We start from the raw sequence: 12385 nt of genomic DNA, 5'->3' as shown, positions 1-12385 counted from the left end.
GCGACAGGCGCAACCGCCGCCGTCTCTGGTAGACGACGGTGAGATGTACGGACAAGACTATTTTTATGACAGTCCGAGGGAAAGACAGTCAGTTTGTTAGTTGATGACCAGCTCCGTGCCGGTCAGGCGGCGATAGGCCTCCAAATAGCGCTTGCTGGTGGCGTCGATCACCTCAGGGGGGAGCGGCGGCGGCGGAGCTTCGCCGTTCCAGCGGCCGGCGCGGCGCTCGATGTCGAGATAGTCGCGCAGCGGCTGCTTGTCGAAGCTCGGCTGCGGCTGGCCCGGTCTATAGACGTCGGCGGCCCAGAAACGGGAGCTGTCGGGGGTCATCACCTCGTCGATCAGGATGATGCGACCGTCGGCCTCCTTGCCGAATTCGAACTTGGTGTCGCCGATGATGATCCCGGCCTCGCGGGCAATCTCTTCGCCCTGGGTGTAGACGGCGCGAGTCATGCTCTCGAGGGTGAAGGCATCCTCCTCGCCGATGATCTCGCGCATCCGGGCGATGGTGATGTTTTCGTCATGGCCGGTCTCGGCCTTGGTCGCCGGGCTGAACACCGGTTCGGCGAATTTCTGGCTTTCGAGCAGCCCCGCTTCCAGCTTCTCGCCGGCCAGCGTGCCTGACGCGGCATATTCCTTCCAGGCCGAACCGGAAATGTAACCGCGAATCACGCACTCGATCGGAAACACGGTGGTGCGCCGGCACAGCATGGCGCGACCGGCCAAGGCGGCGCGGTGACCTGCCAGAGCCGGCACCTGCCTGATGATCTCGTCAGCATCGGCCGAGATCATGTGATGCGGGACCACGCCGCCAAGCTGGTTGAACCACCAGGCGCTGATCTGGGTCAGTACCGCGCCCTTCATCGGGATGGTCTCGTTCATGACAACGTCGAAGGCGCTGATGCGGTCGGTGGTCAGCAGCAGCACGCGGTCGTCGCCGACGGCATAGATATCGCGCACCTTGCCGCGACCGATCTTGGGGAGGGGCAGGTCGCTGGTGGCCATCGTGGTCATGTCAGGGTCTTTCGAAAGCAGAGTCGTCCGGCGTCTGGCCGGCGGCGGTATGATGAAGGAGTGAGTCTATTCCGGCAGCGGGATGAATTCGTGTTCGTTGGGCACATGGGCGAAGCGGCCGGTCTTCCAGTCCTCTTTCGCCTGCTCGATGCGCTCCTTGCTGGAGGACACGAAATTCCACCACAGGTGCCTCGGCCCTTCCAGCGCGTCGCCGCCGAGGAACATCATGCGGGTATTGCGCGTCGCCTTGATGGTGATGGCATCGCCGGGCCGGAAAATCAGCAGTTGCGGCCCCTCATGGCGGTCGCCGGCGATCTCGATCTCGCCATCAACCACATAGACTGCACGTTCCTCATGGTCGGGATCGAGCGGCACGCTGGTGCCGGCCTCAACGGCCACTTCGGCATAGAACCATGGCGACACCATCGACACCGGCGATGCTTTGCCAAACGCCTTGCCGGCGATCACGCGCGCGGTGAAGCCGGTGTCGGTGATGGTTGGCAGGCTGTCTGCGGCATAATGCTGGAACGACGGCGCGATTTCCTCGGAGCCCTTGGGCAGCGCGATCCAACTCTGGAGGCCCAGCATCTTCTGGCCGTCGCGGCGCTGCACGTCCGGAGTGCGCTCGGAATGGGCGATGCCCTTTCCGGCAGTCATCAGATTCATGGCGCCTGGCTGGATCTCGCGGACATTGCCCTCGCTGTCGCGATGCATGATCGCGCCGTCGAACAGATAGGTCACCGTGGCCAGGCCGATATGCGGATGCGGCCGCACGTCCATGCCCTTGCCGGAGATGAACTGCATCGGGCCGAAATGGTCGAAGAAAATGAACGGGCCGACCATCTGCCGCTTGCCATGGGGGAGGGCGCGGCGGACGAGGAAGCCGTCGCCGAGATCGCGGGTGCGCGGCACGATCACGAGCTCCAGCGCATCACAGGTCTGCGCGTCGCCGAGGATCGGATCTTCTGAAGGTTGCCAGCTCATGAGGGCTCCATAGGGTTGAGGCCATCATAGCAGCATTTGGCGGGGTGGGTAAAAGGGGCAGCTTCTCCGGTCTCTCAGTCGTTATGCCCGGCGAATGCCGGGTATCCACGTCTTTTCCCAGCGGGATGCAAGGCGTGGATGGCCGGGACAAGCCCGGCCATGACGGAGTGTGGGGTTCGAAAAAGAGCCTTACAGCGGCTTGATCTGGACCTTGCGGAATTTCACCACGCCGGAGCCGTATTGCAGGGCGATCGGGCCGGCGGCGTGCTTGGTGTCCTCGACATCGACGGTCTTTTCGCCGTTCAGGATGACAGTGAGCTTCGGACCTTTCGCCGTGATCTCATAGGTGTTCCACTTGTCCGCCGCCTTAGGCATCGGATTGACCTTGGCCACATCGACAATGGCACCGGTGCCATAGGACGGGTCGGGCCGCTTGTCGAAGATGTTGACCTCATAGCAGGTCTTGCCGTCGATCACCTTCGGGTTATCGCAGCGGATGAAGATGCCGCTATTGGCTTCGGCATCGGTCCAGAACTCGGCCTTGATCTGGAAATCCTTGTAAGGCGTCTTGCTGACGAGATAAGCGAGGTCCTTGCCGGAGAGCAGCTTGTCGGCGGCGAGCGCGCCGTCCTTCATCTCCCAATTGGCGTCGCCGACCTTGTCCCAGTCGCCCATCTTGGTGCTGTCGACCAGCGTGACCCAGCCATCAGACTGGCTCATGGCAGGCTGGATTGTCGTAAGAGCCGCAACGCCGATGACGAATCCGGCCGCAATCGCTGTAACGCGCAACATAAAGGTCTCCTCCGTTTGCTTTTTGTTGGCGTGACGTTAGCCACGGGAGAATGCGGTTGTAAATCTACTTCACATTGTGCGGTGCGCTAACGCTTGATGCCTTGCGCTTAGCTATAGGGCCGCGGGTCGTTCGTTCGTCCAGCAGCACTTTTTGCATCGCCTGGACGTTCGGCGAAGCTGCGCACTTGCGCCAGATCAGTACGGTCTCGGCATGATTCTCGCCGCGCGGCAGGCGATGCACGGTGAGCCGCTTGCCCTCCGGGAATGTCGACAGCACGCTTTCCGGCAGCAGCGCGATGCCCATACCCGCGACTACGCAGCCGAGCATGGCGTGATAGGAGCCGAGTTCGATGGTGCGCTCGGGCATCTCGCCGCGCTTTGCATACCAGTCTTCCAGCCGCTTGCGATGCGGGCAGCCGTTCTCGAACACCAGTACCGCGCGCGGCGCGCTGTCCTTGCGGCCGATCGGCGGGTGGCGTGGCGACGACACGATCACCGGCTCCTCGTCGAACGCATGCATGCGGTCGAACGGCGCCGCGGCGATCGGCTCCGCCACGAAGGCGGCATCGAGATCGCCGGCGAGGATGCCCTTCGCGAGCGTCTCCGGATTGCCGATGCGCATTTCGAGCTGCACGTCGGGATAGCGGCGGTGAAATTCGTTCAACGGTCCGGGCAACCGCACCGCTGCAGTGCTCTCCATGGCGCCGAGGCGGAAGACGCCCCGCGGCCGCGGGTCCTGCACCGCGTCGCGGGCCTCGTCGGCGAGCGCCAGCAGCCGGTCGGCATAGCCGAGCAGCGTTTGGCCTGCGGGCGTCAGATGCAACCGCTTGCCCTCGCGCACGAACAGCGCCGTGCCGAGATCGTCTTCGAGCTGACGCACCCGCGTCGTCACGTTGGACTGCACGCGGTGCAACCGCTCCGCGGCGCGCGTCACACCGCCTTCGCGCACAACGGCGCGGAAGATGCGCAGCTCGGACAGATCCATTCATCTCTCCATGAGATCGAAATGATCTTGATTATTCATTTTATGGGATGAAAAGCGCCGGGTAAACCCGTCATGGCCAACGTCACTCATAAGCGGAAAGGGGCGGACATGATCGACAATGAACCCGAACCGCACGCGCACGATCCGCGCTACTTGACGCCGCTGCAATGGACAGCGCTGAAGCGATCCATCATCCGGGGTATCCACGTCGAGCGTGGCCGGATGTTGCGTTCGGTTGCGATCGCCGTCGTCGCAGCCCTGCGTCACGGCTGGCGATGCCTGCGCGAGCGGCAACAGGCACGTGACCAACTACGCTCCATGAGCGATTACGAATTGCGCGATATCGGCGTGACCCGCGCCGGCATTGATGCCGTGATCCGCCACGGCAATGACGATGCGACGCAGGACGCGCCACAACGATCACATCAAAACTGGAGAGCTATGATGTCGAAAGCCTACTGGATTGTCCGCGTCTCGGTGCGCGACGAGAGCCGTTATCCGGAATATCTCGCCGCGGCCAAGCCGGCGTTCGACAAGTTCGGCGCACGGTTCATCGTGCGCGGCGGCGCCTTCGAAACCATGGAAGGCGTCGCCCGGGATCGCAATGTGGTGGTAGAATTCGCCGACCGCACGACCGCAACGGCCTGCTACCGTAGCCCGGAATACGAAACCGCCAGATCCATCCGGCAAAAATACGCCGAGGCCGATTTCATCATCATCGACGGCGCCTGATGTCCGTTAGCGTCCCATCGCCGTCGCCGTTGCCACGCGGTCGAAAGTCTCGAGCGAGAGGATCGCATCCGCAAATTTCTCGGCGCGATTATTCAGCACGGGGCGCGCGAGCTGCAGGAACTTCTGCTGCATGGCGGCGGCATCGGGAAACGATGTCGGCTCGCCCGATGGATCGGCATAGATGCGCTCATGCACGCCATCCTCGGTGGTGATGCTGACGCGGGCGCCGAACGGATGGCGCTTGCCTTCGAGGCGTTCGTCCTGAACAACGTCGAAGCGGTCGGCCAGCGTGTTGATCGCGCTGTCGCCGAGGCGCTTGTAGTCGTCCCAGCCGAAGCTGCCCTGGTCGAGCGCGAGCGCGCCGGTGAAGAACATCGAGAACTGGCCGCCAACGATGGAGGTCGGATGGCGCTTGGTGGCGGCGTCGCCGGTCAGCGTGATGCCGTTGCGATGCAATCCAATCTCGACGCGCTTGACCTGCTCGGGCGTCAGATTGTGCTCGCGCCGCATCGCCACCAATGCGTCGATGGCCGCATGCGTATAGCGGCAGCTCGGATAGGGCTTGATACCGATCTTCATGGTCTCATAGACCGAACCGAGATCGGCCACGGCCTTCTCCGGATGCGCATTGTCACTGTAACCGACCAGGAGGCCATGCTTGCCCTCGACGGATTCGGTCGCGCCGATGAATTCGTTGCGCGCCAAGGTCGCGGCGATCACGCCGTTCATGGCGGCCGCGCCGACCTGGTAGCGCTTGTTCCAGGCGCCGTTGACGAGGAATTGCAGCGAACCCGCCGCCTGGCTGCCCGACACGCCGAAGGCCGAGATGAGCTGATCCTTCGATAGCCCGAACAATTTTCCGGCTGCAGCGGCAGCGCCGTAGGTGCCGGCGGTGGCAGTGGGGTGGAAGCCCTTGGCATAATGCGAGGTCGGATCGAGCGCGTTGCCCAGCCGGCAGCAGACTTCATAGCCGGCGACGATGGCTGTCAGCACCGCTCTGCCGGATGCGCCGACCATTTCGCCGACGGCAAAGGCGGCGGGTACCACGGGAGCGCTGGGATGCAGCGAGGAATCAGCATGGGTATCGTCGAAATCGAGCGAGTGGCCGAGCGCGCCGTTGAGCAGGGCGGCCACGGCCGGTGTCCAGGTCTTGCTGTCGCCGAACACGGTGGATTCGCCCTTGCCATCCAGCGACAGGGCCTCCAGCATCTTCAGCAGTGAGGGGGTAGATTCGGCCTCGCTGCGGGCACGGATGGTGCTGCCGAGATAATCGAGGGTGAGGACCTTGGCGCGTTCCAGCACGTCCTGCGGAATGTCGTCGAATTTCAGGTCCGCGACATAAGCGGCAAGCGTTGCGGTCTCATTGGCCATTGTGTTTCCTCACTCTTGTTGAAATAGCCTTAGGCGGACCAAATCGGCGTTTCAAGCGGCCATGGCGACGCGTGGATCAGCCATGCTGAAACTGGTTCGTCAAAATCCGTTTCAGGGATCAATTCTGACATGTCCGCATCGAAGCGAATTCTCGGCTTCCTGAAACGGGTGGTTGCCTTCTTCCGGGCGCGAAAGGTCGAACTCGGCCTCGGCGTCCGGGTGACCACGGCGGCGCTTGCTGCGCTGATCATAGCCCTGACCGTCGGGCTGAAACTGCCGCTGTGGGCTGTGCTGACGGCGATCATTGTCACCCAGATGAGTGTCGGGCGGTCGCTGAAGGCAACACGTGATTATCTGGTCGGCACGATCGGCGGCGCCATCTATGGCGGCGCGGTTGCGATCCTGATCCCGCATTCCAATGAAGGTGCGCTGCTCGCGGTGCTTGTGCTCTCCGTGGCGCCACTGGCCTTCATCGCGGCGATCAATCCGAGCCTCAATGTCGCGACCGTGACGGCCATCATCGTGCTGCTGCTGCCGATGATGAACCACAACACGCCGCTGGAATCCGCCATCGATCGTGTGCTCGAAGTCACGGTCGGTGCCGTCACAGGTCTTCTGGTGTCGTTCCTGGTGCTGCCGTCGCGGGCGCATAGCCAAGTCCGGGCCAGTTCGGCGGAAGCGCTCGATCTGATCGCAACGGCGTTGACCGAACTGCTGGCGTCATTGACGCGCGGGCGCGACAATGAGGCACTGCACCGGTTGCAGGACGGCATCGGCCATGCGCTCACCAATCTGAATGCGATCGGAGCCGAAGCCGAACGGGAGCGTGCCGCGCATTTGTCCCGCGGACCCGATACAGGTCCCTTGCTGCGTACGACGCTGCGGCTGCGGCATGACCTGGTCATGATCGGGCGGTCCACGGTGGTGCCGTTGCCATCCGCGTTGCAGGTCAGGCTCGCGGGTCCGCTGTCGCGGGTCAGCGATGCGATGACGACGTTTCTGCATTCGACCGCCGTAGCACTGCGCAGCGGCACCGGCGCGCCGGCGATCTGGCCGGTGCAGACCGCACTACAGGCTTATGCAGGAGAGGTCGGTGCGCTTCGGCAAGAGGGGCTAACGCGCGGATTACCCGGCGATGTGGCTGAGCGCTTCTTTGCGATCGGCTTTTCGCTGGAACAAATGCGACAGAATTTGAAGGATCTCGAACGTTGCGTCGCCGAATGGGCCGAGACGGATCCGGTGAGCAAGGAGCCTACTGACGCGACTTGAGCAATGCCAAGGCGTGGAGCTGCAGCTTTTCCGGGTCGCGCTCCCCGCGCGATGCTTCATCGAGAATACTGCTCGAGAGCAACTGCACGGCGTCCGATGAAATCCGCAGCGGCAATTCATCGAGGCAGCGATCCAGCGCTGTGGACATCGCAGCGACCGTCTCCGGGCCGAACGACTGGTTTCGTTGGTCGTCAGCTTGGGGCGCCAGATCGGGAGATGCGACGTTACGAATGCGGGCGGAAAGCCGCGCCGCCTCGGCGAGTACGCGGAGGTAAATCAATCCGGCCTCGCTGAGCGCCTTTTCATCGATCTGTCCTGACCGCGCCACGGCGACAATCCGCGCGGCAAGGCGGCGGCGGTTCTCGGGCGTGTCCGCGGACTCGCCTTCATGCGTCACAAAGGGCTGCCAAGCGGCGTCAAACGCGTGCGCCAGCGTGACTTTCAGCTCCTCGTTCTGCGGATCAATCTCTGTAAATGGCATATGGGCTAACGGGCTGCGATGACCCAGGTTCCCCCACGGCTGCCACGGCAAATTCAGCGCGTGACCTGCCGCAGCATGGAACGGACCACCATTCGGTGAAACGGCTTGATGACCGTCAGGTAGATACGTCCGAGCCAGTTATGCATCAGCACGACGGTCGTTGCCGTAACGCGCTGGCCGGTACCGTCCGCTGCGACATCGACCACGACGCGAAAATCGAGATGATTGTCATTGAAGCCCGCGATCAGACGCTGCGGCGTCTCGCTGAGCACAGGGAAAAAGCCGACCTTGTCGACATTGGCGTGACGCGCAGAGTGCGCCGTCTTCAGCCCGAAGGGCGCAACGATCAGATCCCGCAGCTGCATCAGGGCGTCCACCCAGGGCGGAGAGTGGCTGAGCATGCGGGTGGCGGCGTCGCGGGCGGTCAGGTCCGTCGTTTCGGTCGTAATACTGAAGGCGTCGGCGAATTGTGCGCCGGCCAGCAGGCTCTTGGTGTCGATCGTTGGGTGAACCATGGAGATGGTCATAGGACCTCCGTAGACTCAAGGAACGGCGCCGCACGCCGTCGGTTACGCCGCTCTGCAGCATAACATGTCTTTGCATCCGGCGCCGGATACTCCCTAAGATCACGGAAAAATCAGGCAAAGATCTACTTAGACAAGACCTGGTCAGGGAGGATTTGGGATGGCTTGGTTCAGGCTTGCTCCGCTCTGTCTGGTGCTGATCGCGCCGCTGTGTGCATCCGCGCAGGATTATCCCACCCGTCCCATCACGCTCGTTGTGCCATTCGCTGCCGGCGGCAGTTCCGATGTCAACGCACGGCTGATTGCCGAACAGATGAGCCGGCATCTCGGTCAGCCCATCGTGATCGAAAATATCGGCGGTGCGGGCGGGGCCGTGGCGCTGGCTCGCGTCGCGCAGGCCCCGCCTGACGGCTACACCATCGTGCAGGGCAATAGCGGCACCAATACTGCGGTCTACCTGTTCACGCCCGATGTGAAATTCGCGCCGTCGGATTTTGCAGGCATCGGCATGTTCAACAAGAGTTCGGCTATGGTTGCCATCCGGCGCAATTTTCCGGCCGACAATCTCGCGCAATTCATCGCGCATGCGAAACAGAATCCAGGCCGTCTCAATATCGGCCACTCCGGTGTGGGCTCGCAGAACTATCTGTTCTGCAAGGCTTTCGTTCAGGCTGCGGGCATCGATGTCACGCTGGTCGGCTATCGCGGCGGCGGTCCGGCCCTGAATGATCTGATAGGTGGGCAGATCGATGGCATCTGCGATTCCTCGGCCTCTGTGACGCCGGCCATCCAGAGCGGCCTCATTCGCGCGATTGCGCTGGCATCCAGAACGCGCTTGCCGCATCTGCCTGACGTTCCGACCGCCAGCGAGGCCGGGTTGCCGCAATTTGAAATATCTGGCTGGTATGCGCTGTTCGCGCCGAAGGGCACGCCTGCGCCGATCATCGCGAAGCTCAATGCCGCGATGCGCGATGCCGTTGCCAATCCCGATTATCAGAAGCGCCTCGATGATCTCGGCTCGATGCCCGCCGCAGATGCCGAAATGGCGCCGGCCTATCTTGCGCATTTCGTGCCGCAGGAGATCGAACGTTTTCGAAAGATGCTGGGCGACAGCAAGTGATCTAAGGTCGGATGACCTATGCAACGGTATAGTATGGCCGTCATCGCTTTGATGTTATAAGGGTTCCAGTCTGATTGTGGGTGGGGGACTAAGTTGGCTTATGATCGTTCGACCGTTGAAGCGGTGATCCAGCATTATTTCGACGGCCTCTACGAGGCTGATGCCGACAAGCTTGGCGCAATCTTTCATCCGACCGCGGACCTGCGCTGGGTCGAGAATGGCGAGCTGAAAGTGCTGACCATGCCGGACTGGATGGCTATGGTTCGTACGCGGACCTCGGGCAAGGTCGATGGCAAGACCCGCGATGACCTCATTGTCACCATTGATCGATCCGACGACAAGACGGCCTTCATCAAGGTGCGTTGCCAGCTGCCGCCGCGTTACTTCACCGACTACCTGATCGCGATGAAGCTGGCCGATGGCTGGCAGATCGTCTCGAAATCCTATCGCTACGACGTGAAGGACTAACAGGCAAAAGGCATCCTGTCTGCGCCTGTAAAAGAGACGCGCCAGGTTCAGTTGCGCGACATTGGTTGTAAGTATCAAAAATTGCGATTGATCCCGGTCGGAATCCGTTCGCGGGCTTGACCTAAGTCAATCGCTGTGGCGGCGGAGTGAGCTAGTCGTGATGGTGTGAGGATGCTCTGTGCCGATCGGGCGCTGCGCGTCCTGCCTGACGAGCCGCCGCGAGACGAGCAGGGGATGACCGGATGATCGCGCAATTGACCAAATCGGAGCGGCAGCTCGCGCTCATCATCCTGCTGGCTCTCACGATTTGCGGCCTCGCGATGGCGATCGCCGGCCGCCAGGACCCGCTCGGCGTCCATGGTGCGATTGTCATGCTGGCGGGGATCGCCGGCATCTTCGGTGTTATCTATGTCTATTACGAGCCGGAGCCGGACGAGGCCCGGCTGGCGCTGTATTACGACGACCCCACCAAACTTGCGATCATCCTGGCGATGATCTGGGCCGTGATCGGCATGTTCATCGGCGACTGGGTTGCCTGGCAGCTGGTGTTTCCCAATCTGACGTTCGATGCCGGCTGGTCGAGCTTCGGCCGCATCCGCCCCGCGCATACCAGCGCGGTGATCTTCGGCTTCGGCGGCAATGCGCTGATTGGCACCTCGCTCTATGTGCTCCAGCGCACCTCGCGCGCGCGGTTGCCGGATCAGATCAGTCCGTGGTTCGTGCTGCTCGGTTACAATTTGTTCTGCCTGCTCGCCGCCACCGGCTATCTGATGGGTGTCACCCAGTCGAAGGAGTATGCCGAGCCGGAATGGTATGCCGACCTCCTGCTGGAAATCGTCTGGATCGTCTATTTCGTCATCTATATGCGGACGCTGGCGCGGCGGAAGGAGCCGCATATCTACGTCGCCAACTGGTACTACATGGCCTTCATCCTGGTGGTGGCGATCCTGCATACCGTCAATAATCTGGCGATGCCGGTCTCGTTCGGTCACGCCAAGAGCTATTCGGCCTTTTCCGGCGTGCAGGATGCGATGACCCAATGGTGGTACGGCCACAACGCCGTCGCCTTCTTTCTCACCTCCGGCTTCCTCGGCATGATGTATTACTATCTGCCGGTGCGGGCGGGGCGGCCGATCTATTCCTACCGGATGTCGATCATCTCGTTCTGGGGCATCACCTTCATGTATATGTGGGTGGGCTCCCATCACCTGCATTACACGGCGCTGCCGCAATGGGTGCAGACGCTCGGCATGACTTTCTCGCTGATGCTGCTGATTCCGTCCTGGGGCTCCGCCGGCAATGCCCTGCTGACGCTGAACGGCGCCTGGTACAAGGTGCGCGACGATGCGACGCTGCGTTTCATGATGGTGGCTGCGGTGTTCTACGGTCTCACCACGTTCGAGGGATCGTTCATGGCGATCCGCTCGGTGAACTCGCTGTCGCATTACACCGACTGGACCGTGGGTCATGTCCATGCCGGCGCGCTCGGCTGGGTGGCCATGATCACCTTCGGCTCGATCTATGCGTCGGTGCCGTGGCTGTGGAAGCGCGAGCGGATGTATTCGCCGGCGCTCGTCGAATGGCACTTCTGGCTCGCTGTCGCCGGCCTCTTCACATACGTCTTCGCGATGTGGAATTCAGGTATCATTCAGGGCTTGATGTGGCGCACCTATAACAGTAGTGGCACGCTCTCCTATTCCTTCATCGAGACTGTGATAGCGATGAAGCCTTATTACGTTGCGCGCGCGATCGGCGGGTTCTTCTTCCTCGCTGGTGCGGTGATCGGTCTCTACAACATCGTCATGACCATCCGCACTGCTGATCAGCCGGCCGATGAACGCGCCGCAGATCGTCCGGTGGCACAGCCCGCGGGCGTGCCCGCGCTGCAGCCGGGAGAATGACGATGGGTTTGTTCGGCCTGCATTACAAGCTCGAGCGCAAGACGATGAGTCTTGCCATCGGCATCATCATTGCCGCCAGCATCGGCGGGCTCATCGAGATCGTGCCGCTGTTCACGATCCATCAGACGGTGGAGGACGCGCCGGATATGCGCGTCTATACGCCGCTCGAAATCGCCGGCCGTAACATCTACATCCGCGAGGGCTGCTACGCTTGTCATTCGCAGATGATCCGCACATTGCGCGATGACGTCGAGCGTTACGGGCCATATTCGCTCGCAGTCGAATCCAAATACGATCACCCGATGCTGTGGGGCTCGAAGCGTACCGGACCGGATATCGCGCGCCTCGGCGGCAAGTATTCCGACGAATGGCATGTCAAGCATCTGATCAATCCGCGCGACGTGGTGCCGGAATCCGTGATGCCGCCTTATGCCTATCTCACGCGCGCCAAGGCGCGGATCGACGATCTCGGCCTGCATCTGACCGCACTGCGCAAGGTCGGCGTGCCCTATACGGATGAGATGATCGCCAACGCATCCAACGACGCCTATGGCCAGACCTCGCCGGATACGCCCTTCGCCGAAGGCGTCACCAAGCGCTATGGCGAGGCAACCAATGTGCGCGCCTTTGACGGTCAGCCCGGCGAGCCGACGGAGATGGATGCGCTGGTCGCTTACTTGCAGATATTGGGTAAGCTGACCGATGCGGCTCATAAGGCCAAAACGGCTGCGGCGGGAGAGTGAC

13 protein-coding genes and 1 pseudogene are annotated in these 12385 nt (G+C 62.0%); 7 read left to right on the top strand and 7 right to left on the bottom strand.

Annotated elements, in window-relative coordinates; all coding sequences use genetic code 11:
* Positions 1-96: 96 nt before the first annotated feature.
* The 4 genes from AB8B20_RS19825 to AB8B20_RS19810 form a co-directional block, all read right to left on the bottom strand.
* On the bottom strand, positions 97-1014 hold the full coding sequence (locus tag AB8B20_RS19825; RefSeq protein ID WP_089263357.1) for a phosphoribosylaminoimidazolesuccinocarboxamide synthase: 918 nt from the start codon (positions 1012-1014) through the stop codon (positions 97-99).
* Between the two features lie 66 nt (positions 1015-1080).
* The gene (locus AB8B20_RS19820) at positions 1081-1998 is read right to left on the bottom strand and encodes a pirin family protein (RefSeq protein WP_089263359.1); all 918 of its coding nucleotides are present in this window, start codon (positions 1996-1998) and stop codon (positions 1081-1083) included.
* 189 nt (positions 1999-2187) lie between these two features.
* The gene (locus AB8B20_RS19815; protein ID WP_089263360.1) at positions 2188-2790 is read right to left on the bottom strand and encodes a 3-keto-disaccharide hydrolase; all 603 of its coding nucleotides are present in this window, start codon (positions 2788-2790) and stop codon (positions 2188-2190) included.
* Positions 2791-2854: 64 nt separating this feature from the next.
* Positions 2855-3775 (bottom strand): LysR substrate-binding domain-containing protein, encoded by a 921-nt coding sequence (locus tag AB8B20_RS19810; protein WP_439074220.1) that lies wholly within the window; start codon positions 3773-3775, stop codon positions 2855-2857.
* Between the two features lie 72 nt (positions 3776-3847).
* On the opposite strand from AB8B20_RS19810, the pseudogene AB8B20_RS19805 reads away from it, so the two are divergent.
* Both AB8B20_RS19805 and AB8B20_RS19800 read left to right on the top strand, forming a co-directional pair.
* Positions 3848-4123, top strand: a pseudogene (locus tag AB8B20_RS19805) (DUF1127 domain-containing protein); the annotation flags it as partial.
* Positions 4124-4219: 96 nt separating this feature from the next.
* Entirely contained in the window at positions 4220-4507 is a 288-nt protein-coding gene (locus AB8B20_RS19800) for a DUF1330 domain-containing protein (protein WP_439074992.1), read from the top strand.
* A gap of 6 nt (positions 4508-4513) precedes the next feature.
* Here AB8B20_RS19800 and AB8B20_RS19795 read toward each other — a convergent pair whose 3' ends face one another.
* The gene (locus tag AB8B20_RS19795; RefSeq protein WP_439074221.1) at positions 4514-5878 is read right to left on the bottom strand and encodes an MmgE/PrpD family protein; all 1365 of its coding nucleotides are present in this window, start codon (positions 5876-5878) and stop codon (positions 4514-4516) included.
* 129 nt (positions 5879-6007) lie between these two features.
* On the opposite strand from AB8B20_RS19795, the gene AB8B20_RS19790 reads away from it, so the two are divergent.
* Positions 6008-7147, top strand: coding sequence for an FUSC family protein (locus tag AB8B20_RS19790; protein WP_089263364.1), 1140 nt, complete (start codon positions 6008-6010; stop codon positions 7145-7147).
* Here AB8B20_RS19790 and AB8B20_RS19785 read toward each other — a convergent pair.
* Together AB8B20_RS19785 and AB8B20_RS19780 are read right to left on the bottom strand one after the other, a co-directional pair.
* Positions 7131-7679, bottom strand: a complete 549-nt coding sequence (locus tag AB8B20_RS19785) for a hypothetical protein (protein WP_439074222.1) — start codon at positions 7677-7679, stop codon at positions 7131-7133. The two genes, AB8B20_RS19790 and AB8B20_RS19785, sit on opposite strands and share 17 nt — an antisense overlap.
* Positions 7680-7681: 2 nt before the next feature.
* On the bottom strand, positions 7682-8155 hold the full coding sequence (locus tag AB8B20_RS19780) for a DUF2867 domain-containing protein (RefSeq protein ID WP_093757715.1): 474 nt from the start codon (positions 8153-8155) through the stop codon (positions 7682-7684).
* Positions 8156-8312: 157 nt separating this feature from the next.
* On the opposite strand from AB8B20_RS19780, the gene AB8B20_RS19775 reads away from it, so the two are divergent.
* The 4 genes from AB8B20_RS19775 to ccoO all read left to right on the top strand — a co-directional run bounded on the left by AB8B20_RS19775 (position 8313) and on the right by ccoO (position 12384).
* Positions 8313-9272: a tripartite tricarboxylate transporter substrate-binding protein gene (locus tag AB8B20_RS19775; RefSeq protein WP_439074223.1), complete on the top strand. Its 960-nt coding sequence runs from the start codon at positions 8313-8315 to the stop codon at positions 9270-9272.
* Positions 9273-9365: 93 nt separating this feature from the next.
* Positions 9366-9740, top strand: a complete 375-nt coding sequence (locus AB8B20_RS19770) for a nuclear transport factor 2 family protein (protein ID WP_068729987.1) — start codon at positions 9366-9368, stop codon at positions 9738-9740.
* Between the two features lie 242 nt (positions 9741-9982).
* Positions 9983-11641 (top strand): cytochrome-c oxidase, cbb3-type subunit I, encoded by a 1659-nt coding sequence (ccoN, locus tag AB8B20_RS19765; protein ID WP_439074224.1) that lies wholly within the window; start codon positions 9983-9985, stop codon positions 11639-11641.
* 2 nt (positions 11642-11643) lie between these two features.
* Positions 11644-12384 carry a cytochrome-c oxidase, cbb3-type subunit II gene (ccoO, locus tag AB8B20_RS19760; RefSeq protein ID WP_439074225.1) on the top strand — a complete coding sequence of 247 codons (741 nt, stop codon included), beginning with the start codon at positions 11644-11646 and terminating at the stop codon, positions 12382-12384.
* The last annotated feature ends 1 nt before the right edge of the window (position 12385 follow it).

Source organism: Tardiphaga sp. 866_E4_N1_4 (assembly GCF_052076075.1).
Lineage (GTDB): Bacteria > Pseudomonadota > Alphaproteobacteria > Rhizobiales > Xanthobacteraceae > Tardiphaga > Tardiphaga robiniae.
This window is presented reverse-complemented; position numbering and strand designations above follow the sequence as displayed.

Excerpts from the sequence above, each read along its gene's own strand:
- AB8B20_RS19825 (WP_089263357.1), bottom strand. The coding sequence starts at position 1,014 with ATGACCACGATGGCCACCAGCGACCTGCCCCTCCCCAAGATCGGTCGC.
- AB8B20_RS19820 (WP_089263359.1), bottom strand. The coding sequence starts at position 1,998 with ATGAGCTGGCAACCTTCAGAAGATCCGATCCTCGGCGACGCGCAGACC.
- AB8B20_RS19815 (WP_089263360.1), bottom strand. The coding sequence starts at position 2,790 with ATGTTGCGCGTTACAGCGATTGCGGCCGGATTCGTCATCGGCGTTGCG.
- AB8B20_RS19810 (WP_439074220.1), bottom strand. The coding sequence starts at position 3,775 with ATGGATCTGTCCGAGCTGCGCATCTTCCGCGCCGTTGTGCGCGAAGGC.
- AB8B20_RS19800 (WP_439074992.1), top strand. The coding sequence starts at position 4,220 with ATGTCGAAAGCCTACTGGATTGTCCGCGTCTCGGTGCGCGACGAGAGC.
- AB8B20_RS19795 (WP_439074221.1), bottom strand. The coding sequence starts at position 5,878 with ATGGCCAATGAGACCGCAACGCTTGCCGCTTATGTCGCGGACCTGAAA.
- AB8B20_RS19790 (WP_089263364.1), top strand. The coding sequence starts at position 6,008 with ATGTCCGCATCGAAGCGAATTCTCGGCTTCCTGAAACGGGTGGTTGCC.
- AB8B20_RS19780 (WP_093757715.1), bottom strand. The coding sequence starts at position 8,155 with ATGACCATCTCCATGGTTCACCCAACGATCGACACCAAGAGCCTGCTG.
- AB8B20_RS19775 (WP_439074223.1), top strand. The coding sequence starts at position 8,313 with ATGGCTTGGTTCAGGCTTGCTCCGCTCTGTCTGGTGCTGATCGCGCCG.
- ccoN (WP_439074224.1), top strand. The coding sequence starts at position 9,983 with ATGATCGCGCAATTGACCAAATCGGAGCGGCAGCTCGCGCTCATCATC.
- ccoO (WP_439074225.1), top strand. The coding sequence starts at position 11,644 with ATGGGTTTGTTCGGCCTGCATTACAAGCTCGAGCGCAAGACGATGAGT.